The following is a 22,338-nucleotide window of genomic DNA, read 5'->3' as shown; positions in this document are numbered from 1 at the left end:
AGACCTGCCTGCATCCGCGAACACTCATGACAGCCTATCTCAGACCGGCTCTGCCTGACCACAGACAGGGCAGGCTGGGTCTTTATGCAATCGTAACTCGCGCCACTCCATACGCCGACCATCGAGAATCAGCAGGCGCCCGGTCAACGGACGTCCAATGCCTGCAAGAAGTTTCAGCCCCTCCATCGCCTGCATCGCGCCGATGATGCCCACCAGCGGTGCCAGCACACCGGATTCGGAACAGGTCAGATTTTCATCATCGCCACCACCATACAGGCACTGATAGCAGGGTGAGTCGGCAGTGCGTGGATCATAAACACTGATCTGCCCATCAAAGCGGATCGCGGCTCCCGACACGAGTGGCACACCGGCGGCAAAACATGCGCGATTGAGGGCAAAACGGGTCGTGAAGTTATCCGTGCAATCCATCACCATATCGACTTGTGCTACCCATTGCGCCAGCGATTCGCCATCCAGACGCTGCTGCAGGGTAGTGATGCGGATATCTGGGTTGAGCGCCAGCAGCGAACACCGGGCAGATTCGACCTTGGCCATACCGATGCGGTCCTGTCCATGCAATATCTGCCTTTGCAGATTACTCAGATCCACCTCATCATCATCCACCAGCACCAGTTCGCCGATACCGGCGGCGGCCAGATAGGCTGCAACAGGACTACCCAGACCACCCAGACCAAGAATCAGCACACGGCTGTTGAGCCAGATCTCCTGCCCGGCTACTTCCACCTCAGGCAGCATGATATGCCGGCTGTAACGCAGTAATTGATCATCACTCAACATCGTCTGGCCCTGCCTGTAGTTGGTTTTGCGGGTCTGTCTGCGGCTTTGCCTGCTGCTCTGACTGCTGTTCTGTGTGCTGTTTTGTCTGAACAGGGGTCTGCGTATCACTGGATGAATAACATCCACCCGTGACACGCGGCTGATCACCCAGATCTCGCTGAGTAAACAACTCCGAATAACCCAGCTCACTCAGCAGCGCCTGCACCTGCTCCGCCTGATTATAGCCATGCTCGAAGATCAGCCAACCACTCTCAACCAGATGCCCCCGCGCCTGATCCGCAATCAGTTGAATATCGGACAAGCCCTGCTCGCCCGCCACCAGCGCTGAGTGCGGCTCAAAGCGCAGATCGCCCTGCTGCAGATGTGGATCGTCCGGCTCAATATAGGGAGGGTTGCTGACAATCAGATCATACTGCCCCTGCAGAGGCTCGCACCAGCTTCCCTCCAGGATATCGACATTACTCAGCTGTAAGCGATCACGATTACGCCGGGCCAACGCCACGGCATCCGGCATGCGATCAACGGCCACCAGTTGCCAGTCAGACCGCTCAGATGCCAGCGCCAGCGCAATCGCACCAGTCCCCGTGCCCAGATCTACAACACGTAATCCGGGTTGAGTGAAGCGCTGCAACACGGCTTCCACCAGTGTTTCGGTATCCGGCCGGGGAATCAGTGTCGACGGGCTGACCTCCAGTGTCAGGGTCCAGAAATCACGCGTGCCGATAAGGTGTGCAACAGGCTCGCCCGTTTCACGTCGCGCCATCAGAGCCTCAAATTGATTGGCCACATCGTCATCAAGCATCGCTTCGGGGCGGGTAAACAGATAGCTGCGAGGTTTGGTCAGCAGATGACACAGCAGTAACTCGGCATCCAGACGCGCCGTATCTGAAACCGCTTTCAGTCGCTCAGAGAGTAACAGCGCTTCATCAATTCTCACAGCAAACCTCATTCAGCCTTATCAGGCGTCAGCACCAAGAGCACTCAGCAGTTCCGTCTGATGCTCGTGGCGCAGGGGGTTGATCACAGGATCGAGATCACCTTCAATCACCTCGTTGAGCTTATAGAGCGTCAAATTGATGCGATGATCAGTCACCCTGCCCTGTGGGAAATTATAGGTGCGAATGCGCTCGGAGCGATCACCACTGCCAACCAGTGATTTACGCGCACTGGCCTGCTGGCTCTGCTGCCGGTCGGTTTCAGCCTGCTGCAATCTGGACGCCAGCAGTGCCATCGCCTTGGCACGGTTCTTGTGCTGCGAACGCTCCTCCTGACACTCCACCACCAGCCCTGTCGGAAGATGGGTAATACGAATGGCCGAATCCGTTTTATTGATATGCTGCCCACCGGCACCGGATGCGCGATAGGTATCGATGCGCAAGTCCGCCTTGTTGATATCGATGGCGGCGGCTTCGTCCAGTTCGGGCAGAACCGCAACCGTACAGGCAGAAGTATGAATACGGCCCTGCGACTCAGTTTCAGGCACACGCTGCACCCGGTGAGCGCCGGATTCGAACTTCAGGTGAGCATAGACATTGTCTCCGGCGATCCGACTGATCACCTCTTTATAGCCGCCATGTTCCCCTTCACTGGCACTGATGATCTCAACCTTCCAGCGTTTCGCCTCGGCATACTTGGCATACATGCGGAACAGATCACCGGCAAAAATCGCCGCTTCATCGCCACCGGTTCCGGCTCTGACTTCCAGAAACACGCTGCGGTTATCATTGGGATCCTTTGGCAGCATCAGAATCTGCAGCTCGGTTTCCAGCTCAACGATCAGGCTCTGCGCCGAGGCGACCTCCTCCTGCGCCATCTCACGCATTTCGGCATCGTTCTCTGTCAGCATCTGCTGCGCTTGAGCCAGGTCATCCTGCGCCTGACGCCAGCGACCAAACTGCACGACGACCGGTTCCAGTTCAGAATACTCCATGGAGTAGCTGCGGAACCGGTTCTGATCACTGATCACATCAGCTTCGCTGAGCAGTGCCGAAAGCTCCTCAAAGCGTTCCGCCAGCTTCTCCAGCCTGTTTTGAATCGAGGGTTTCATCTATCTAGCCTGTTAGTTGTCGCTGTCAGCGTTGCTGTCGGACAATTGAAAGAGATTCTGAACCAGACGCTGCATCTCGCGCTGACCTTCTGCTGAAGCCTGCCTGAGTTGAACGGTCGGTTGATGCAGCAGTTTATTTGTTAAACCGCGAGCCAACGCAGCCATCACTTGTTCTGCCGACTTCCCGGCCTGCAACTGCCGCTGCGCTTTTTCCAGCTCCAGCTCGCATATCTGATGGGCATGATTACGAAGCGCTGTCAGCGTATCCACCGCGTCCAGTTCACGCAACTGGCGCATGAATTCGCTCGCACCTGCTTCAATGATCGTTTCTGCTTCGCGCGCTGCCTGCTCTCGCCCGCGCTGATTTTCTTCAATCACCTCACGCAGATCATCCACCGTATACAGGTAGACATCATCAAGATCACCTACCTGTGGCTCGATATCTCTGGGTACAGCAATATCGACCATGAACATGGGGTTGTGGCGGCGTTTTTTCAGCGCGGCTTCGACAGCACCCTTGCCCAGTATCGGCAATGGCGCAGCGGTTGAAGAGATCACGATATCGATATCCGCAAGGACGGCGGGTATCTCGCCCAACTCAATAGCCCGTCCACCAAACTGATCAGCCAGCGCCTGAGCCCGCTCGACCGTGCGATTGGCCACTGTCATGGTCTGTACACCAGCCCGCCGCAGGTGGCGCGCCACCAGTTCAATCGTTTCGCCGGCGCCTATCAGCAGCGCACGACTGGTGCGCAGATCAGCAAAGATATGCTGCGCCATACTGACTGCAGCATAGGCGACCGACACCGGGTTCTGCCCGATCGCGGTATGCGTTCTGACCTGCTTGGCAACAGAAAAAGTCTGGCGGAACAGGCGCCCGAGCTCAACACCAACCACGCCCTCATTCTGAGAAACAGTATAAGCAGTCTTCAACTGCCCGAGAATCTGCGGCTCACCCAGCACCAGCGAATCCAACCCACAGGCCACCCGCATCATGTGCCTGACCGCGTCTTCGCCCCAGTAAACATAGCTGCACTTCTGCAACTGAGTGGGCTCAACACCATGATATCGTCCCAGCCACTGCAGTAACTGCTGAGTTCCGGGCGTATCAGTGGAGCAGTAAAGCTCCGTACGATTGCAGGTCGAAAGAATGGACACTTCGCGAAGCTCGGCTTCGTGGCACGCCTCTCGCAACGCCTGTGCCAGTTGCTCAGGCGCAAAGGCGACACGCTCGCGCACCTCTACGGGGGCGGTTTTATGATTGATACCCAGAGCAAGCAGTGCCATAAGGGAGTTACACTTCTCAGAATAAACCAGACGTTTACAAGGGCCACATGATACACGTTTAACCCGCCTGGATTAAGCCATGCCTGTGTAATCCTCTTCCGGTTTTTCAACGCAGCATCAATCAATTGAACTTTATGATCGACTTACCGACCAATCGACAAGTGAGAACCTCTTACTCTATAGTGGTGCTGCTATTAGTTGAATTCAGGGATTACTTGCGGAAACAAGGTTAACGTGACCATGAAAAAAAGCCTTTCGGGGATACTGCTGGGTCTGTTCCTGACCGGCTGCGCCAGTCTGCCTCCTCCACAGCCTGTAGCGGATGCAGAGATTCTGGATACTCCCATGGATCCGGTGATTTATCGGACGGGTGAGTTCAACCGCGAATCGCTGTTCGAGTTGCTGAGTGCCGAAATGGCAGGGCAGTTGGGGCAGTACGAAAAATCGCTCGATATCTATCTTCGTCAGACCAGACTGAGTCGAGACCCGGTCATTGCTGAAAGAGCCACACGCATTGCTCAATTCCTGCGTAATCATGACGCCACGATTCATGCGGCCATCCTATGGTCCGAAATCAGCCCTGAAAACCTGGAGCCCAGCTATATAGCCTCAACCCTGTTACTGCAGGGGCAACAGTTTGAAGAGGCACTGCCACTGCTGGAGCGGATTCTCCGCGATCCGGATGCAGATGTGGCTCAACTGATCAGCAGTCAGTCCGAAAATTTTACACCGGAGATGGCCTTGCGCTATCTGGGCCTGCTCGACCAGATCAGTGAAAGCCAACCTCATCGGGCCGACCTGACGATCGCCCGCAGCATGCTCTACCGCCAGATAGGTGATGACGGCATGGCAATACGCCTGTTGGACGAGGGCCTGAAGCTGTCGCCACAGGACCCACAACTGGTACTGTTCAAATCTGAGATTTATAGACTTCAAGGGCGCTTTGAGGAGGGATTTGTACTTGTTTCCATGGCACTGAGCGAGCACCCTGAAGATCGCCGTCTGCAGATCCAGTATGCACAGATGCTGCTGCTCAATGGCGAGTTGGAATCTGCCGACAGCGCCATTACGGAGCTGATCAAAACCTACCCCGACGATCGACAGCTACAACTCTATTTAGCCCTTCTGTTACTGGATAATGAACAGTACGACAGCAGTCGAGAGCTACTGGAAGAACTACTGCAGTCGCCACGCCCCGATAGCCGTGTGCACTATTACCTGGGACAGATCGCGGAGTTGCAGGAAGATCCTGAGCAAGCCATCCAACATTACCTGCGCATCCCCCCTGGCGAATCCTATCTGCAATCCAGAGCACAGGTTCTGATGCTGCTGGACTCACCCGACCGATATCTGCGCATCAAGAACCTGATGACGGAAGAGATCAGACGCCATACTGAGTACCAGATCGACCTGTCATCGCTATACGCAGAGTGGTTACAACGCAATGGCTATCCGGAAGAAGCCATTGAACACCTGACGTTGACGCTCAATCAGCACCCGGACGAGATCAGACTTCTCTATGCACGCGCCATGCTGCTGGACACTGTTGACCCGGAGCAGATGCTGCAAGACCTTTACCATGCCTATGAACTGGATCCGAATAACCCGACTCTGCAAAATGCGCTGGGCTACACCCTGACCGTACATACAGATCAATATGATACGGCCTATGAGCTGATCACAGCCGCACTGGCACAGCGCCCGGATGACTCCGCCATCCTCGACTCCATGGGCTGGGTGTTGTTTAAAATGGGTGAGCTTGAAGATGCCCTGCTGTATCTGGAGCGCGCTTATGATATGTTTCCCGACCCTGAAGTCGTCGGGCACATGGTTCAGGTTCTCTGGTCTCTGGAGCGCCATGATGAAGCAAGAGCCCTGCTGAACAACAACCTGAACGAATACCCGGACAATCATCACCTCCTGGAAGCTGCCGAATATATTGGAGACCCCCTGTAATGCGCCTGCTGTTTATTGCTTTCACACTGTTACTTGCTGGATGCAGCGCCTTCAGACCTGAGCCTCTCATACCCGAAACTCCCGATCAGAATCAGGCGATGTCCATGAACAGTTGGATGCTGCAGGGTCGGATCGGTATTCGCCAGCCTGAGCGCAATGACTCAGCCAGTATGGAGTGGCTGCAACAGGGTCGTGTCTATCGCATTTCCCTGTTCGGACCGGTCGGCCAGACAGTTGCTCGCCTTGAGGGTCGCCCCGACTTCATTGAGATCAGTCTGGCCGGTGATGACGATCGCTACATTGCCGACACACCCGAGCAACTGATGCAGCGACTGATGGGCTGGAGCCTGCCAGTCAGCCATGCCGTGTTCTGGATTCGCGGATTGACTGATCCTGATCTACCCTTTATTCGACTGGATGGCGCCACCGGTGAAGTCGCCTTCCAGCAGGCTGGATGGGAGGTCAGAGCCAACCGTTATCAGCAGGTGAACGATGCCCTGCTATTACCGGGGCGTTTACGCATGACTCATGAGGAACTCGGGATTACCCTGATAATCCATAACTGGGAACCCCTCACCAACCTCTGATATCCATTTTTTAAACAAGAACTGGCGTTTACTCCTCATCAGGGGTTGATTTTTGCTCAGAATCAACCGAGAATACGCGCCTCCTTAAAACGGTGGTCCGCCGCCATGAAAAAATTATTGGGGTATCGCCAAGTTGGTAAGGCACTGGATTCTGATTCCAGCATTCGGAGGTTCGAGTCCTCCTACCCCAGCCATATTATGATGACTGACATCCTTTCATCACATTCACCCCAATCTGCAGCGATCGCGAAGGTAAAACGCATGTCCAGCTTGATGATCTTCACCGGAAATTCCAATCCAGAATTGGCAAAAAAGGTGGTGGAACGCCTGGATATCCCGCTGGGTAAGGCAGATGTCAGTCGCTTCAGCGATGGCGAAATCAGCGTTGAGATCCAGGAGAATGTACGCGGCAAGGATGTTTTCATCATCCAGTCCACCTGCTCCCCGACCAACGACAACCTGATGGAGCTGATCGTATTTGTCGATGCGATGCGCCGTGCATCTGCAGCACGCATCACAGCCGTTATCCCCTATTTCGGCTATGCCCGCCAGGATCGCCGCCCGCGTTCAAGCCGTGTTCCGATCAGCGCCAAGGTCGTCGCCACCATGATGACCAGCGCAGGCGTAGACCGCCTTCTGACGGTCGATCTGCATGCTGATCAGATTCAGGGTTTTTTCGACATCCCGGTTGACAACGTTTACGGCTCGCCGGTACTGCTGGACGACATCCTGGATCAGCAATACGAAAATCTGATGGTCGTCTCACCGGATGTCGGTGGCGTGGTACGTGCGCGTGCAGTTGCCAAACAGCTCGACTGCGATCTTGCGATCATCGACAAGCGCCGTGAAAAAGCCAATGAAGCTCAGGTCATGAACATCATCGGTGATGTCAGTGGCCGCACCTGCATCCTCGTGGACGACATGTGCGACACAGCCGGCACTCTGTGCAAGGCCGCACTGGCACTGAAAGAGAAAGGTGCAGCCCGCGTGGTCTCCTATGTGACTCACGCTGTGCTGTCTGGCCCCGCCATCAGCAACATCGTAGGCTCAGAGCTGGATGAGATGGTCGTCACTGATACCATCCCACTATCTGCTGAAGCCAGAAAATGTAAACAGATACGCCAGCTCACACTGGCACCGATGCTGGCTGAAGCTGTCCGCCGCGTCTGTAACGAAGAATCCATCAGCGCCATGTTCCGCTGAGCGGACCTCAGGGCGCAGGCGGATCTGTACCGCCACTTTGCCGATCGGAATAGTCCGTGAAGGCGCAACCCCCATCAGGGGCAATCGAATGCTGCAAATACCTGGTCGCGGGTTTTGCAGCTTTTAGTTTATAAGGTAACTGAAATGAAAAACTTTGTTGTTAACGCTGTCAGCCGTGAAGATCAGGGGAAAGGTGCGAGCCGCCGCCTGCGTCATCAGGGCATGGTACCTGGTATTATCTACGGTACTGATACACCTAAAGCAGTCTCCGTCATCGGCAAGGACCTGTACCGCCTGCTGCTGGAAGATGGCTTCTACTCCTCAATCCTGACTCTGAATCTGGATGGCCAGGAAGAGAAAGTGATCATCAAGGATCTGCAGCGTCACCCATCCAAGCCTGTCTGCCTGCACGCTGACTTCCAGCGCATTGATAACACGAAAAAGATCAAGATTCAGGTCCCTCTGAACTTCATCAACTTCGAAAAATCATCAGCCTCCAAAAATGCTGCCAAGTTTGCTGCTGAAACATCAACGGCTGAAGTACTTTGCTTGCCGCAAAACCTGCCCGAGATTCTGGAAGTTGATCTGTCCAGAATCGAAATGGGTCAGATTGCCCACCTGTCAGACATCGTTCTGCCAGAGGGTGTAGAGATTGTTGCTCTGCGTCGCGGCGAAGATCATGACCAGGGTATCGGTTACTGCTACGCTCCACGTGGCGCCAAGAAGTAATCAGCCAAGAGGCTATATGGCAACGGCATGAAGGACAGGATCGAGCTGATTGTAGGCCTGGGCAACCCGGGCCCTGAATACGCCCAGACCCGTCATAATGCCGGCGCCCTGTTGGTGGAGCAGCTTGCTGCCCACCAGCAGACCCCTCTCAAACCTGAACGGCGCTTTTTCGGCCACTATGGCAAAACCATCATTGATGGTCAGACTGTTCATTTGCTGATTCCTGCTACCTACATGAACCTCAGTGGCAAGGCTGTCGCAGCATTGGCTGGTTTTTACAAAATCGCACCCGAACATATCCTTGTTGCTCACGATGAGCTCGACCTTCCTCCCGGCTCGGCTCGCCTGAAAAAAGGCGGCGGACACGGTGGACATAACGGTCTGCGCGACATCATCGCTCAACTGGGCAATGACAAGAATTTTTATCGACTACGCATTGGCATCGGCCACCCCGGACATGCCAACCAGGTTTCAGGCTTCGTACTGAGCAAAGCTCCGGAGACTGAACGCAACCTCACTCAAGATGCCATTCTTGAAGCACTGCAGCATCTACCTCTGGCTGTTCATGGCGACTGGGCCAAAGCCATGAACCGATTGCACAGCTTCAATGGCAAGGCTTAATACAGGACCAGATCATGGGATTTAAATGCGGTATCGTCGGCTTACCCAATGTCGGCAAGTCAACTTTGTTCAACGCACTGACCAAAGCAGGCATTGATGCAGAGAACTTCCCCTTCTGTACCATTGAGCCTAACTCCGGCATCGTTCCCATGCCAGATAAACGACTGGATCAGCTGTCAGAGATCGTCAAACCACAACGTGTGGTACCCACGACCATGGAGTTTGTCGACATTGCCGGCCTGGTTGCCGGTGCATCGCGCGGCGAAGGCCTGGGCAACAAGTTTCTGGCCAACATTCGCGAAACAGATGCCATTGCGCATGTCGTACGCTGCTTTGAAGACGACAACGTTATCCATGTCGCCAACCGCATTGACCCCATCTCCGATATCGAAACCATCAACCTCGAATTGGCCATGGCCGACCTGGAGTCGGTTGAAAAGCAGCTGCAGCGCACAATCCGAAATGCCAAGGGCGGCGATAAAGAGGCTATCGCAGCCAAAGCCCTGCTGGAAAAGCTGCTGCCGCTTCTAAGCGAAGGCCTGCCCGCTCGCGCATTGAAGATGAATGTTGATGAGCTGAAACTGATTCCGTCTTTCCACCTGCTCACCACCAAGCCCACCATGTATATCGCCAACGTGGCCGAAGATGGCTTTGAGGACAACCCACATCTGGAGCAGGTACGCGAACTGGCCGCAGCCGAGAATGCCGAGGTCGTTGTGATCTGCAACAAGCTCGAATCAGAAATCGCCGAACTGGAAGATGACGAGAAATTCGAATTTCTGCAAGAGATGGGCATGGATGAACCTGGCCTGGACCGTGTGATCCGTGCCGGTTACAGCCTGTTGGGCCTGCAGACCTACTTTACAGCGGGCGTTAAAGAAGTACGTGCATGGACAGTGCTTCAGGGCGCAACAGCCCCAAAGGCGGCCGCAGCGATCCACACCGACTTCGAAAAAGGCTTTATCCGCGCCGAAGTGATCTCGTTTGATGATTTCATCAACTACAAGGGTGAACAGGGAGCCAAGGAAGCCGGCAAATGGCGTCTGGAAGGCAAGGAATATATCGTCAAGGATGGCGATGTGATGCACTTCCGCTTCAACGTCTGATCTGGCAGTTTTTTTAACAACCGCTTTCACAAGCGGTTGACATTACACGGCAAAAAGAGAATAATTTGCCGCCTTAAAAGCACAACGGCAATGTAGCTCAGTTGGTTAGAGCAACGCATTCATAATGCGTGGGTCGCAGGTTCGAATCCCGCCATTGCCACCATTTTAAGCGTTAAGCAAGGACTTAGGGGTATCGCCAAGCGGTAAGGCAACGGGTTTTGATCCCGTCATGCGGAGGTTCGAATCCTCCTACCCCTGCCACTCCTGGCTGTAAAAAACTGTTAACGCAAGGTTAACAAGCAGTACCGGTTATATCGGCAATGTAGCTCAGTTGGTTAGAGCAACGCATTCATAATGCGTGGGTCGCAGGTTCGAATCCCGCCATTGCCACCACTTTACTGGGGTATCGCCAAGTTGGTAAGGCACTGGATTCTGATTCCAGCATTCGGAGGTTCGAGTCCTCCTACCCCAGCCACTTCTTTTCTTTCTCATTCCGTACTATTCTGCTACTGACAGTCCTACACCTTCAGAGTTACTATAGGGCATCACACGGACATGGTAGAAAAGATGAGCGGGCCCACCACGACCGATGCGCTACTGGCAAAGCTATCCGGTTCGGCAAAAAGAGTTCACAGAAAGAATATCAGCTTACTTTTTCTCGGACTGAAAAAAGAGAGCTCGGCGTTCATTCTATCCTTGCTGCGAGAAGCCGGCCTGGCTCCGCTTGGCCGTGTCATTAACGATGAAGAGAGCCTGCTCACCACCCTGTCACAGCGCTCCTGGGATATACTCCTGTACAGCACTGAAGCCCCCACACAACTCAAACTTCAGACAGCGCACAGTAACATTCTCGGCCTCGCCAAGGATCTCCCGGTAATCCATATCGACGACGGTCTTACAGAAGCACAACAGACCGAATTGTTGAAAGAAAGCATCCGTCTTATCTGCCCACCCGAGAAACACCACCTGTTTTTGCTTCAGATCGAGCAGGAATTGAAGCAACTGGAGGTGCGCCGCTCTCTCAGGCAAACACAAAGCCTTCTGGAAAAATCCGAACTACGCATGCAATCCTTCATTGATGAAGTCAGAACTGCCATCTGCTTCTGCAAGGAGGGCCGTATCACTTATGCCAACGAGAGCTTCTCCATACTCTTCGGCTACGACCACAGCAGTTGCAACGGACTGCAACTCGACAAGCTGATATCGCCACTGCAACGTGAACAGTTCTGGCACAGCCTCCATGATTATATGCATGATACTGACAGCTCCGATACGGTAGAGTTAAACGCGGTTCGCTTTGACAACACCAGTTTCAAAGCCGTGGTCAGCATGGAGCCCGGGATATTTCATGACCGAGAATGCTTTCTGCTCAGCTTCAGCCAGGATGTGAAACACACACAATCACACGCCTTCGGCGATCAGGACCCTATCAGCGGACTCAAGAATGAGGCCGCTTTCATGACACAGCTTGAAAATACCGTGAAGAAAGCGCTGCATGGCGGACACGACTGTAATCTTCTGTTTCTCAGCCTGGATCAATACAAAATCATTGCTGAAGAAGCTGGACCCGCTGGCGCGGACCAACTGGTGCGCGATGTCGCAGACGTACTGCGCGAGCATGTGAATATTGCACACACCGTCGCCAGACTCGACAGCAGCAGCTTTGGTATTATCTTCTTTGATCCGGATGTGAAAAAATCCTCACAACTGGCCAACAATCTATGTCGCGCCATCGCCCATATTGATCGCAAAATACAGAACTATACCCTGCACACCACCTGCTCAATCGGCATAGCGCCGATCAATGACAGCGTACCAAGAGGCTCTGACCTGATAGCACGAGCCAAACTGGCGGCCGCTAGCCTGCATTATGGCAACCGTACAGGTAACGGCTTCAGCGTGTATCAGCCTGAAAAGCAGACCACCATCACCAACACAGACAGCAAAGCAGTCATGCGCGTGATGGACTCGATCAGCAACAACCGTTTCAGGCTGTTATTCCAGCCGATCGTGCCTCTGCACATCGAAGAAAAGGCAGCCAATTACGAAATTCTGCTGCGCTTGCTGTCTGACAATGGCGAAGAGATCTCGCCCAACATCTTCATGAGCGATCTCGGTGATGATGAAGTGATGGCGAAGATGGATTTCTGGGTGCTGGAGGAATGCCTGAAGCTGCTGAGGCTTGAATTCAATGCCGGCCGACGCAACCGGCTGTTCATCAACCTGACTGGCCGGACACTACGTAATAAAGACATATTACCTTGGCTGTCTGAAAAAATCAGAGAGCTCAGACTGCCGGCCGACCACCTGGTATTCCAGATCAGCGAATCGGATGCCATCGCTTCTCCCGAATATGCCAGAGCCTTCTGTAAAGGTTTGAAGCAGTTGCACTGCAAGACCTGCCTGAAGCACTTCGGCTGTACATCGGAGTCAGACAGTCTGCTGCGCGAACTGGGTAGCCAGTACATCAAGCTGGATGGCAGCTACATCACCGACCTGAACAGCCAACTGATCAGCATTGATCAGTTGGAGTGGATGCTGAAGCCATTACTGCAACAGAACAAGCTGATTATTGTACCGATGGTGGAGAGCACACGCCTGATGAGCAAATTGTTCCGCCTCGGCGTGCACCTGGTTCAGGGCTATTACCTGCAGCCACCCAGGGCGCAGATGGACTACCCCTTCTTTGATGACTGACATACCTGCACCCTGTATAAGGAGGGCACAGGCATCGAGAAATCAGTGCAGCCCGTCACGATCCCTGAAACCGATCAGATAGAGAATACCGTCCAGACCCAAGGTTGAGATCGACTGCTTCGCACTCTGACGCACCAACGGCTTGGCACGAAATGCGATGCCCAGACCTGCTATCGACAGCATCGGCAGATCATTGGCGCCATCACCCACCGCAATGGTCTGCTCAAGCGAAACCCCTTCACGCGCGGCAATCTCTCGCAGTAACTCAGCCTTGCGCTCACCATTGACGATACTGCCTTTCACCTCGCCGGTGACACGCCCGTCCTGAATATCCAGCTCATTGGCATAGACATAGTCAAAACCGAGTTTCTGCTGCAGATGGTTGGCAAAGTAGGTGAAACCACCCGACAGGATAGCTGTTTTGTAGCCCAGCGCCTTCAATTGCGAGACCAACGTCTCTGCGCCCTCTGTCATTTTCAGGCGTTGTGCGACCTGCTCCAGCACCGAGGCATCCAACCCCTTCAACAGCGCAACTCGACGACGGAAGCTCTGATCGAAATCCAGCTCGCCACGCATCGCAGATTCCGTAATTTCAGATACCTGCTCGCCAACACCGGCCTCCTTGGCCAGCTCATCAATCACCTCAGCCTCAATCAATGTTGAGTCCATATCAAACACCACCACGCGGCGATTGCGGCGATAGATATCATCACGCTGGAAGGCGATATCGACATTATGCTCAGATGCAGCGGTCAGAAACTCTTCGCGTAGCGCAGCCGCATCAGCCGGAATACCCCGCACCGAAAACTCAACACACGCGCGCGTAGAGCGCTGCTCGCCATGTAAAGGAATACGACCGGACAGACGATTGATATTGTCGATATTCAGCCCATGACTGGCTGCAATTTCTGTTACCCGTGCAATATGCTCTGCGCTGATACGCCGGGCCAGCAGCGTAATGATGTGGCGAGATTTTCCCTGCGCCTGCACCCATTGCTGATAGTCCTCATCCGCCACAGGTTCAAAGCGAACATGCATATTCAAGGCATGTGCCTTGAACAGCAGGTCACGCAATAAAGGAGAGGATGCAGACTGTGCTGGCACCTGAAACAGAATACCGAGCGAAAGCGTGTTGTGGATAACTGCCTGACCGATATCCAGGATATTGATCTGATAGTCTGCCAGTATATCCGTGATACCCGATGTGACACCCGGTTTATCATTGCCGGAAAGTGTCATCAGAATTATTTCATTCATGGAAGTGCCCGGTTAACGCCTGACTGAGGTGTGAATTGGAGCGGCCATTATAGCAGAGCTGACCGCTCCTGATCATGCCTGACGCATACTACGAGGCTTTCTTGCGAGGCTTTCTTGCAGGTCGTTTCTTGTCTTTCGGCGCCCCGGATCCACGTGGAGCTCCCTTGGCTTCCTTGAGTTTTCCCTCACGTAACAGATTGCGCTTACTGGGCTTGGTGCTCGGTGCCTGCCCCGGGGTGTCGCCAAGATCGAAATCGATCTTGCGCTCATCCAGATCCACTCTTACCACACGCACCTGAACCGTGTCTCCGAGTTTATAGACCTTCTTGGTACGATCACCAACCAAGCGCTGCTTACCTGGGTCAAAATGGTAATAATCACTGGGCAAGGCGGAGATGTGCACCAAGCCTTCCACATACAGATCCTTGAGTTCAACAAACATGCCAAAGCCCGTGACGGCAGCCACAACGCCCTCATAAATTGAGCCGATATGCTCCTGCATATATTCGCACTTGAGCCAGGCCACAACATCGCGGGTTGCCTCATCGGCACGGCGCTCGGCCATAGAGCAGTGCTCGCCCAGCTGCACCATCTGCTCCATTGAGTATTCGGTGCTGAAGGATGTGTTCGGCTGAAAACCGGATGGGCGCTCTATGCCCTTGATCCGACGACGACCATGGATCGCAGCACGAATATTACGATGCACCAATAGATCAGGATAGCGACGGATAGGCGAAGTAAAATGTGCGTAGGCCTCAAACGCCAGACCAAAATGTCCTTTGTTTTCGGGACTGTAAACAGCCTGCTGCATTGATCTGAGCATCATGGTCTGAATCACATGCTGATCCGGACGATCCTCAATCGCCTCAGCCAGGCGCAGATAATCCTTCGGCTCTGGCTTTTCCCCACCAGGCAGGTTGAGCCCCAGCTCACCCAGAAACGCACGCAAATTCTGCAGCTTCTGATCCTTAGGCCCCTCATGTATGCGATACAGCGCTGGCTTATTAAACTTGGTCAGAAACTGAGCTGTTGCCACGTTGGCAATCAGCATGCACTCCTCAATCAACTTATGTGCATCGTTACGGTGAACAGGCACAATCTGCTCAATTTTGCGACCGGCACCAAACAGCATACGGGTTTCAACCGTATCAAAATCGATGGCGCCACGCTCATCACGCGCTCTGCGCAATGTTTTGTACAATGTATGCAACTGCTCAATGTGCGGAACCAGAGGTGCGAGTTTTTCGCGCAGCGGTGCCTGCTGTTCTGTGTCACCCTGCCCCAACACCGATGCGACCTGATTATAAGTCAGCCTGGCATGGGAGTTGATCACCGCTTCAAAGAAGTTGTAACCAGAAAGCTGCCCTGAACGGCTGATATTCATCTCGCACACCATAGCCAGACGATCAACCTTCGGTTTCAGCGAGCACAATCCATTGGACAGCAACTCCGGCAGCATGGGAACAACAAACTCCGGGAAATAAACGGAGTTGCCACGTCGGACTGCTTCGCGATCCAGCGCACTACCGGGATGTACATAATAGGAAACATCAGCAATCGCCACCCACAGACGCCAACCACCAAAACGCTTTTTCTCACAGTAAACAGCGTCGTCAAAATCCTTGGCGTCCTCGCCATCGATAGTAACGAAGGGCAGCTTGCGAAGATCCACACGATTGGCTTTATCCGACTCAGCGACTTCAGGGCTGAGCTTGGTCAGCTCCTGACTGACCTCTTCTGGCCACTCGCTGGGAATGTCATAGTTGTGGATTGCGACCTGGATCTCCATACCCGGCGCGAGATGCTCACCGAGCACCTCAACCACTTTTGCACGTGCCGGCTGACGCTTGTTTGGATACTGAATGATCTCAGCAACGACCAGTTGACCATCTTCATAAACCAGCTCAGAGCCTTCATCCGGAATGATCATCACCTGATTCGTCATACGCTGATTTTCAGGTACCAGTACACCAAATCCGTTGTTGCCATCAAAACGCCCCACCACCTTGCGGGTATTGCGTTCAAGCACTTCAACAACCTTGCCTTCACGACGGCCTTTCAGATCAAGGCCAATCTCCTGCGCCAGGACCTTGTCGCCATCAAACAACTCACGCATGTTACGCGGGCTCAGAAATAGATCATCACCGCCAGCATCGGGGCGAAGAAAGCCAAAACCATCTCTATGACCCATCACCCGTCCGGCGATCAGTTGCATCTTGCTGATCAAACCAAACTCGTTACGACGGTTGGAAATCAGCTGTCCATCACGACACATCGCAATCAGACGGCGCCGCATTGCTTCCACCTGATCCGGATCGCTTAATTTCAGCTCCTCACACAAATCCAGATGCGCAATCGGTGCGCCCCACTTCTCAAGGAAATCGAGTATAAACTCGCGGCTAGGCACCGGGTTGCTGTATTTTTCTGCCTCGCGCTCTTGGGCGGGGTCTTTTTCTATCCAATTTTTACTCATATCAATTCCATTACTTCAGGCATCTCTGGCCCGGTCAGATCATTCTGGATCTGACATCATTACCACATCGACGCATGTGCGCTTGTGGCATATACATAAAAGCCGGCGATGCCGGCTTTTAACACTTCAAGGTATCTGCTCAATCTCCTCTTCCTCTTTCGGAGGCGGAATCAGATCCTCTTTCGATACTTTCAGCAACAACAGGATATTACCGGCGACATAAACAGACGAGTAAGTACCCACCAAAACACCGACCAACAAAGCTATTGCAAAGCCGTAGATCATTTCACCGCCGAAAAAGGCTAAAATCACCAGCACAAGCATAGTCGTCAAAGAGGTCACGATCGTTCGACTGAGGGTCTGATTCAAGGATGAATTCAATACATCGATCGGCTCACCGACTCTCATTATTCGGAAGTTTTCACGGATACGATCATATACAACAATCGTATCATTCAAAGAATAGCCTATAACTGCGAGCGCTGCCGCCAGAACCGTCAGATCAAATTCGATTCTGAACAGGGAAAAAAAGCCCAGCACCAGAAGCACATCGTGCGCCAGCGCCAGCACCGCCCCTATGGAAAATTTGAACTGAAAGCGGAAAGCCAGGTAGACCATTACCATAATCAACGCCAGCAACAATCCCAGCCCACCCTGCTCACGCAGCTCTTCACCCACCTGGGAGCCGACAAATTCATTACGACGCAAGGTGATAGATAGTGCCTCATCCTGCTGCAGCGCATTGAGGATTTTTTCTCCCAACTGAGGGTCATGCGCCTCGCCCAAGCGAATCATGATGTCATTGGCTGCACCAAAGGTCTGAACTACTGCATCCTGATAACCCGCTTCGTGCAGCTTCGTGCGAACTCTATCCAACTCCACTGGACGCTCATAACTGACCTCAACCAGACTGCCGCCAGTAAAATCCAGACCCAACTTAAGTCCATTAATCGCCAACGACCCGATAGAGACCAGTAACAAGATAATTGAAAGAGCCGCCGCAATACGGCGCGCTCCCATAAAATTGAATTCGTGTTTAAATTTGATCATCTCTGAGCCTCATATCCAAAGCTTCTGCAGCTTACGACCGCCATAGGCCAGATTAACCAGCGCCCTTGTCACAACCAGTGCGGCAAACATGGAGGTTATAATACCTACCGAAAGTGTGACGGCAAAACCTTTCACTGGCCCAGTACCCATTGCAAACAGAATAATTGCCGCAATAAATGTCGTGATGTTGGCGTCCATAATAGTCATGAAAGCGCGACTGAAGCCGGCATTGATCGCCGATTGAACTGGAGCTCCGCTACGCAGCTCCTCCTTGATTCGCTCAAATATCAGCACGTTGGCATCCACGGCCATACCCACCGTCAATACAATACCCGCAATCCCGGGCAAGGTCAGCGTCGCTGACAGCATCGACATCACGGCCACCAGCATCATCAGGTTCAACGTCAGCGCGATGTTCGCCAACAAGCCAAATACACGGTAGTAGAACAGCATGAACAGCAACACCAGCAGGAAGCCGATCTGAACCGACTTGGTACCCATCTCGATGTTTTCTGCACCCAGGCTTGGCCCGATTGTGCGCTCTTCAACAAAGTAGACCGGTGCAGCCAATGCTCCGGCACGCAACAGCAGCGCCAGCTCTGACGACTCACGGGGGCTATCGAGGCCTGTGATACGGAACTGATTGCCCAATACTGTTTGAATGGTGGCCAGCGAGATCAGATGCTTCTCAACATAAGGCACGCGACGCTCAACCAGCTCACCATCTACGCGCTCGCTGACCGTGCGGGTTTTATGCTCAACAAAGAGCACCGCCATACGGCGCTGGATTGCATTACGCGTGACACGATTCATCATCTGGCCACCTCGTGTATCCAAAGTGATGGATACCTGCGGCAGACCATTCTCATCGAAGGCAGCATTCGCATTAGCGACACTGGAACCTGTGATGATGAGATCTCGCTCAAGTGTTGCCGTTCGGCCTGGATCATTACGGAAAGGGTAAACTTCAGTCACAGCACGGCTGGCGTCAGGCCCCGCCTCGAGACGGAACTCCAGATTGGCCGTCTGCCCGATCACTCGTTTGGCCGCCGCGGCATCCTGAACACCCGGCAGCTGTACTACAATTCGATTACGCCCCTGACGCTGAACGAGCGGTTCAGCCACACCCAGCTCATTGACACGGTTACGCAGAGTGGTCAGGTTCTGTTGAACGGCATAGTCTTCGATTTCACGGACCGACTCATCCGATAGACTGATAGTCAGGTAGTAAGCCTCACCTTCTGCTGAAGTTTCAAACATGAATTCAGGAAAATCACGGCGCAGGCGAGACTGGGCCTGGTCGCGGGTTTCTGCGTCGCCAAAGCGTGCCTGAAGCCGCCCACTGTCATCAAGCTCAACCGTGCGATAACGCAAACGGTTGTCGCGCAGATTCGCTCGTATGTCACTGGCATACACTTCAATACGCTGCGATACCGCCTGAACCGTATCAACCTCCATCAGGAAGTGCACACCACCACGTAGATCAAGACCCAGCGTCATGGGCCCTGCACCGATGGCACTCAACCATTCAGGGGTCGTAGGCGCCAGATTCATTGCCACGACATAATTGTTACCCAGCAGGCTCGCAATTTCTGCCCTGGCCAGCAGCTGTTCATCACCATTATTGAAGCGAATTTCTGCTGCACTGTTTTCAAGCGACAGCGACTTGTAGCCGATCCCTTCTGCTTCGAGCCTTGCGATTACCTGCTCTATCAGTGCTTCATCCACCTGGTGGATTTCACGCGTTCCTGAAATCTGAACAGCGTAATCTTCAGGATAGAGGTTGGGCGCCGCATAAAGCCCGGCGATCAGAAGTACCAGCAGAATAAGAAGATTTTTCCACAGGGGGTAGCGATTGAGCATCTGTGCTCCGTCCTCGATGACGCTATACGGCGGTTTTCAGCCGACAGCGGTATAGCCTATCATTAAAACAAAAGCGCCACGGTTGGACCGTGACGCCTGCTAAAGGTTCAGCTATCAGATATCCTTGATAGTGCCCTTGGGCAGCTCAGCTGCAACATGCGCCTTCTGGAACTTGAGCTCAACACCATCACTGACTTCCAGCACGATGTAGTCATCAGTCAGACGTGTCACCTTACCTATGATTCCGCCAGCAGTGATCACTTCATCACCTTTGCTCAGACCACCAATCAACGCCTTATGGGCCTTGGCACGCTTGGACTGTGGGCGCCACAGGAAGAAGTAGAAAATCAGCGCGAAACCAACCAGAAACAGCATATTGAACATGCCGGGGTCCATACCTGGTGCTTCTTGCGCAAAGGCTGGAGAAATAAAGAAACTCATTAAGGTGATCTCCTGAGATTATATGATCTTGGTCATCATTCAGCCAACGGTGGTGTTTCCATCCCGCGCTGACGATAGAATTCATCAACAAAGGCGCACAATTTACCCTGTTCAATAGCTTTGCGCAAACCTGACATCAGTGTCTGATAGTAATGCAGGTTGTGAATCGTATTCAGCTGTGCGCCCAGCATTTCGTTACACTTATCCAGATGGTGCAGATAAGCGCGACTGAAATTGCGGCAGGTATAGCAATCGCACTGCTCATCAAGTGGGCGCGTATCAGTCTTATTGGCGGCATTACGCAGCTTTACAACCCCGGTAGAGGTAAAAAGATGTCCATTGCGCGCATTTCGTGTCGGCATCACACAATCAAACATATCCACACCACGACGCACCCCTTCAACCAGATCTTCAGGGCGCCCCACCCCCATCAGGTAGCGGGGACGATCAGCTGGCATTTTCCACGCCAGATGATCCAGAATCTTATCCATCTCCTCTTTTGGCTCACCGACAGATAGCCCTCCGATCGCATAGCCATCAAAGCCTATCTCCGTCAGCCCGGCCAGAGACTCATCACGCAACTCTGGATACATGCCTCCCTGAATGATGCCAAACAGTGCTGAAGGACTGCTGCCATGCGCATCTTTCGAGCGCTTTGCCCAACGCAGCGACAGGCGCATCGACTTTGCAGCCTCCTCCTCCGTTGCAGGATAGGGTGTGCACTCATCAAAGATCATGACGATATCGGATCCCAGCTCACGCTGAACTTCCATGGAGCGTTCAGGGCTCAGAAACACCTTGTCACCATTGACAGGGGAGCTGAACGTCACACCTTCTTCGGTGATTTTGCGCATCTTACCCAGACTGAACACCTGAAATCCGCCGGAATCAGTCAGAATCGGCCCATGCCACTGCATGAAATCATGCAGATCACCATGCTGACGCACGATCTCAGTGCCAGGGCGCAGCATCAGATGGAAGGTATTGCCCAGCAGTATCTGGGCGCCCGTATCCTTGATATCACGCGGCAACATCCCCTTGACGGTGCCATAGGTGCCGACAGGCATGAACGCCGGTGTTTCCACCTCACCGCGTGGGAAAGTCAATCGACCACGACGAGCCTTGCCATCCGTCCCCAGACACTCGAACTGCATAAAACATTCTCTGCTCACACACTATCCTCTTCGGCGTCCCGACGTGTCAGAAACATCGCATCGCCATAACTGAAAAATCGGTAACGCTCTCGAATCGCCTCCTGATATGCCTGCATAATGGCGTGATAGCCACTGAAAGCACTGACCAGCATCAGCAACGTTGACTCCGGCAGGTGAAAATTGGTGATCAGCGCATCAACCGAGCGAAAACGGTAGCCTGGGAAGATGAAAATATCGCTGTCGCCGTAAAAGGGCTCAATCTCACCACTGCGACTGGCGCTTTCAAGCGAACGTACGCTGGTGGTACCGACCGCAATGACTCTACCCCCTTGAGCGCGCGTTTCACGAACCGCCTCACAAACCTCATCCGAGACTTCGATATACTCCGGGTGCATCAGGTGATCCTCGATGCGATCAACCTTGACCGGCTGAAAGGTTCCGGCACCGACATGCAGCGTCACAAACGCACTGCGCACCCCTTTCTCAGCCAAAGCCTGCAGCAGCGCCTGATCAAAGTGCAAACCCGCAGTAGGGGCTGCAACTGCACCAGGCTTGCGGTTATAGACAGTCTGATAACGCTCACGATCAGACAGCTGATCCTCGCGTTTCATATAGGGTGGTAATGGCATATGCCCATGCGCTTCAAGCGCATTGATCAGGTGGCCTTCAAGCGTAAATGCCAGCTCAAACAGATTATCCCGGCGCCCCGTCACTTCAGCTTCCAGCCCACCCTCAAGCAATAATCTGGCGCCCGGGCGTGGCGCTCTGCTGGAACGAATATGCGCCAATGCGTGAGTGTGATCCACCACCCGTTCGATCAGCAACTCAACCTTACCACCGCTGGCCTTCTGGCCAAACAGACGCGCCGGTATCACTCGGGTATCATTGAACACCAGCAGATCCCCTGCCTCCGCCAGCGTCAGAAGATCACTGAACTGGCGATGTTCCGTCTCCCCCGTTGCGCCATCAACACAGAGCAAACGACTCGCACTGCGCTGCTCCAGCGGATATCGCGCTATCAGCTCATCGGGTAGATCAAAGTAAAAATCACTCAGTTGCATCCGCTTAC

18 protein-coding genes and 5 tRNA genes are annotated in these 22,338 nt (G+C 53.5%); 12 read left to right on the top strand and 11 right to left on the bottom strand.

The window, feature by feature from the left end:
• Positions 1-39 precede the first annotated feature (39 nt).
• The 4 genes from moeB to hemA are packed head-to-tail and all read right to left on the bottom strand — an operon-like array spanning position 40 to position 4,132.
• Entirely contained in the window at positions 40-798 is a 759-nt protein-coding gene (moeB, locus tag ACK3CJ_RS02675) for a molybdopterin-synthase adenylyltransferase MoeB (RefSeq protein WP_409524854.1), read from the bottom strand.
• Positions 788-1,735, bottom strand: coding sequence for a peptide chain release factor N(5)-glutamine methyltransferase (prmC, locus tag ACK3CJ_RS02670; protein WP_409524853.1), 948 nt, complete (start codon positions 1,733-1,735; stop codon positions 788-790). The genes moeB and prmC overlap by 11 nt, the downstream gene beginning before the upstream one ends.
• Positions 1,736-1,756: 21 nt before the next feature.
• Positions 1,757-2,845, bottom strand: coding sequence for a peptide chain release factor 1 (gene prfA, locus ACK3CJ_RS02665; RefSeq protein WP_409524852.1), 1,089 nt, complete (start codon positions 2,843-2,845; stop codon positions 1,757-1,759).
• A 12-nt stretch (positions 2,846-2,857) separates the two neighbouring features.
• Positions 2,858-4,132 carry a glutamyl-tRNA reductase gene (hemA, locus tag ACK3CJ_RS02660; protein ID WP_409524851.1) on the bottom strand — a complete coding sequence of 425 codons (1,275 nt, stop codon included), beginning with the start codon at positions 4,130-4,132 and terminating at the stop codon, positions 2,858-2,860.
• A gap of 240 nt (positions 4,133-4,372) precedes the next feature.
• Between hemA and ACK3CJ_RS02655 the strand changes: the two genes are divergently transcribed.
• From ACK3CJ_RS02655 to ACK3CJ_RS02600, 12 genes are all read left to right on the top strand, one after another.
• The gene (locus ACK3CJ_RS02655; protein WP_409524850.1) at positions 4,373-6,088 is read left to right on the top strand and encodes a tetratricopeptide repeat protein; all 1,716 of its coding nucleotides are present in this window, start codon (positions 4,373-4,375) and stop codon (positions 6,086-6,088) included.
• Positions 6,088-6,675, top strand: coding sequence for a lipoprotein insertase outer membrane protein LolB (gene lolB, locus ACK3CJ_RS02650; RefSeq protein ID WP_409524849.1), 588 nt, complete (start codon positions 6,088-6,090; stop codon positions 6,673-6,675). The genes ACK3CJ_RS02655 and lolB overlap by 1 nt, the downstream gene beginning before the upstream one ends.
• A 118-nt stretch (positions 6,676-6,793) precedes the next feature.
• Positions 6,794-6,869 (top strand) — tRNA-Gln (locus ACK3CJ_RS02645).
• A gap of 67 nt (positions 6,870-6,936) precedes the next feature.
• Positions 6,937-7,878, top strand: a complete 942-nt coding sequence (locus tag ACK3CJ_RS02640; RefSeq protein WP_409524848.1) for a ribose-phosphate pyrophosphokinase — start codon at positions 6,937-6,939, stop codon at positions 7,876-7,878.
• Positions 7,879-8,022: 144 nt separating this feature from the next.
• Positions 8,023-8,607, top strand: coding sequence for a 50S ribosomal protein L25/general stress protein Ctc (locus ACK3CJ_RS02635; protein WP_409524847.1), 585 nt, complete (start codon positions 8,023-8,025; stop codon positions 8,605-8,607).
• A gap of 27 nt (positions 8,608-8,634) precedes the next feature.
• Positions 8,635-9,228, top strand: coding sequence for an aminoacyl-tRNA hydrolase (gene pth, locus ACK3CJ_RS02630; RefSeq protein ID WP_409524846.1), 594 nt, complete (start codon positions 8,635-8,637; stop codon positions 9,226-9,228).
• Positions 9,229-9,242: 14 nt separating this feature from the next.
• Complete coding sequence (gene ychF / locus ACK3CJ_RS02625; protein WP_409524845.1) at positions 9,243-10,334, top strand: redox-regulated ATPase YchF; 1,092 nt, start codon at positions 9,243-9,245, stop codon at positions 10,332-10,334.
• Positions 10,335-10,420: 86 nt separating this feature from the next.
• Positions 10,421-10,497: transfer RNA gene (locus tag ACK3CJ_RS02620), tRNA-Met, on the top strand.
• Positions 10,498-10,520: 23 nt separating this feature from the next.
• Positions 10,521-10,595: transfer RNA gene (locus ACK3CJ_RS02615), tRNA-Gln, on the top strand.
• 55 nt (positions 10,596-10,650) lie between these two features.
• Positions 10,651-10,727: transfer RNA gene (locus ACK3CJ_RS02610), tRNA-Met, on the top strand.
• Between the two features lie 6 nt (positions 10,728-10,733).
• Positions 10,734-10,809 (top strand) — tRNA-Gln (locus ACK3CJ_RS02605).
• Positions 10,810-10,901: 92 nt separating this feature from the next.
• Positions 10,902-13,031 carry a sensor domain-containing phosphodiesterase gene (locus ACK3CJ_RS02600; protein ID WP_409524844.1) on the top strand — a complete coding sequence of 710 codons (2,130 nt, stop codon included), beginning with the start codon at positions 10,902-10,904 and terminating at the stop codon, positions 13,029-13,031.
• Positions 13,032-13,073: 42 nt separating this feature from the next.
• Here ACK3CJ_RS02600 and serB read toward each other — a convergent pair whose 3' ends face one another.
• The 7 genes from serB to queA form a co-directional block, all read right to left on the bottom strand.
• Entirely contained in the window at positions 13,074-14,288 is a 1,215-nt protein-coding gene (gene serB, locus ACK3CJ_RS02595; RefSeq protein ID WP_409524843.1) for a phosphoserine phosphatase SerB, read from the bottom strand.
• An 88-nt stretch (positions 14,289-14,376) separates the two neighbouring features.
• Complete coding sequence (rnr, locus tag ACK3CJ_RS02590) at positions 14,377-16,761, bottom strand: ribonuclease R (RefSeq protein ID WP_409524842.1); 2,385 nt, start codon at positions 16,759-16,761, stop codon at positions 14,377-14,379.
• A 126-nt stretch (positions 16,762-16,887) separates the two neighbouring features.
• A complete protein-coding gene (secF, locus tag ACK3CJ_RS02585; RefSeq protein WP_409524841.1) occupies positions 16,888-17,811 on the bottom strand; it encodes a protein translocase subunit SecF in 924 nt (307 codons plus the stop codon).
• Positions 17,812-17,820: 9 nt separating this feature from the next.
• On the bottom strand, positions 17,821-19,674 hold the full coding sequence (gene secD / locus ACK3CJ_RS02580) for a protein translocase subunit SecD (protein ID WP_409524840.1): 1,854 nt from the start codon (positions 19,672-19,674) through the stop codon (positions 17,821-17,823).
• 114 nt (positions 19,675-19,788) lie between these two features.
• Positions 19,789-20,115 carry a preprotein translocase subunit YajC gene (gene yajC / locus ACK3CJ_RS02575; protein WP_151702526.1) on the bottom strand — a complete coding sequence of 109 codons (327 nt, stop codon included), beginning with the start codon at positions 20,113-20,115 and terminating at the stop codon, positions 19,789-19,791.
• Between the two features lie 35 nt (positions 20,116-20,150).
• A complete protein-coding gene (gene tgt, locus ACK3CJ_RS02570; protein WP_409526540.1) occupies positions 20,151-21,269 on the bottom strand; it encodes a tRNA guanosine(34) transglycosylase Tgt in 1,119 nt (372 codons plus the stop codon).
• Positions 21,270-21,283: 14 nt separating this feature from the next.
• Positions 21,284-22,330, bottom strand: a complete 1,047-nt coding sequence (gene queA / locus ACK3CJ_RS02565) for a tRNA preQ1(34) S-adenosylmethionine ribosyltransferase-isomerase QueA (protein ID WP_409524839.1) — start codon at positions 22,328-22,330, stop codon at positions 21,284-21,286.
• Positions 22,331-22,338 lie beyond the last annotated feature (8 nt).

The sequence above is a fragment of the Nitrincola salilacus genome (genome assembly GCF_046271865.1).
Classification (GTDB): Bacteria; Pseudomonadota; Gammaproteobacteria; order Pseudomonadales; family Balneatricaceae; genus Nitrincola; species Nitrincola salilacus.
Note: the sequence above shows the minus strand (reverse complement) of the source record. Positions and strands in the feature narration are given on the sequence as shown.

Bases quoted from the DNA above. Each gene is read 5' to 3' on its own strand.
- rnr (WP_409524842.1), bottom strand. From the start codon at position 16,761: ATGAGTAAAAATTGGATAGAAAAAGACCCCGCCCAAGAGCGCGAGGCA.
- ychF (WP_409524845.1), top strand. From the start codon at position 9,243: ATGGGATTTAAATGCGGTATCGTCGGCTTACCCAATGTCGGCAAGTCA.
- hemA (WP_409524851.1), bottom strand. From the start codon at position 4,132: ATGGCACTGCTTGCTCTGGGTATCAATCATAAAACCGCCCCCGTAGAG.
- yajC (WP_151702526.1), bottom strand. From the start codon at position 20,115: ATGAGTTTCTTTATTTCTCCAGCCTTTGCGCAAGAAGCACCAGGTATG.
- tgt (WP_409526540.1), bottom strand. From the start codon at position 21,269: ATGCAGTTCGAGTGTCTGGGGACGGATGGCAAGGCTCGTCGTGGTCGA.
- queA (WP_409524839.1), bottom strand. From the start codon at position 22,330: ATGCAACTGAGTGATTTTTACTTTGATCTACCCGATGAGCTGATAGCG.
- serB (WP_409524843.1), bottom strand. From the start codon at position 14,288: ATGAATGAAATAATTCTGATGACACTTTCCGGCAATGATAAACCGGGT.
- prfA (WP_409524852.1), bottom strand. From the start codon at position 2,845: ATGAAACCCTCGATTCAAAACAGGCTGGAGAAGCTGGCGGAACGCTTT.
- lolB (WP_409524849.1), top strand. From the start codon at position 6,088: ATGCGCCTGCTGTTTATTGCTTTCACACTGTTACTTGCTGGATGCAGC.
- ACK3CJ_RS02655 (WP_409524850.1), top strand. From the start codon at position 4,373: ATGAAAAAAAGCCTTTCGGGGATACTGCTGGGTCTGTTCCTGACCGGC.
- secF (WP_409524841.1), bottom strand. From the start codon at position 17,811: ATGATCAAATTTAAACACGAATTCAATTTTATGGGAGCGCGCCGTATT.
- ACK3CJ_RS02600 (WP_409524844.1), top strand. From the start codon at position 10,902: ATGAGCGGGCCCACCACGACCGATGCGCTACTGGCAAAGCTATCCGGT.
- ACK3CJ_RS02635 (WP_409524847.1), top strand. From the start codon at position 8,023: ATGAAAAACTTTGTTGTTAACGCTGTCAGCCGTGAAGATCAGGGGAAA.
- ACK3CJ_RS02640 (WP_409524848.1), top strand. From the start codon at position 6,937: ATGTCCAGCTTGATGATCTTCACCGGAAATTCCAATCCAGAATTGGCA.
- moeB (WP_409524854.1), bottom strand. From the start codon at position 798: ATGTTGAGTGATGATCAATTACTGCGTTACAGCCGGCATATCATGCTG.
- pth (WP_409524846.1), top strand. From the start codon at position 8,635: ATGAAGGACAGGATCGAGCTGATTGTAGGCCTGGGCAACCCGGGCCCT.
- secD (WP_409524840.1), bottom strand. From the start codon at position 19,674: ATGCTCAATCGCTACCCCCTGTGGAAAAATCTTCTTATTCTGCTGGTA.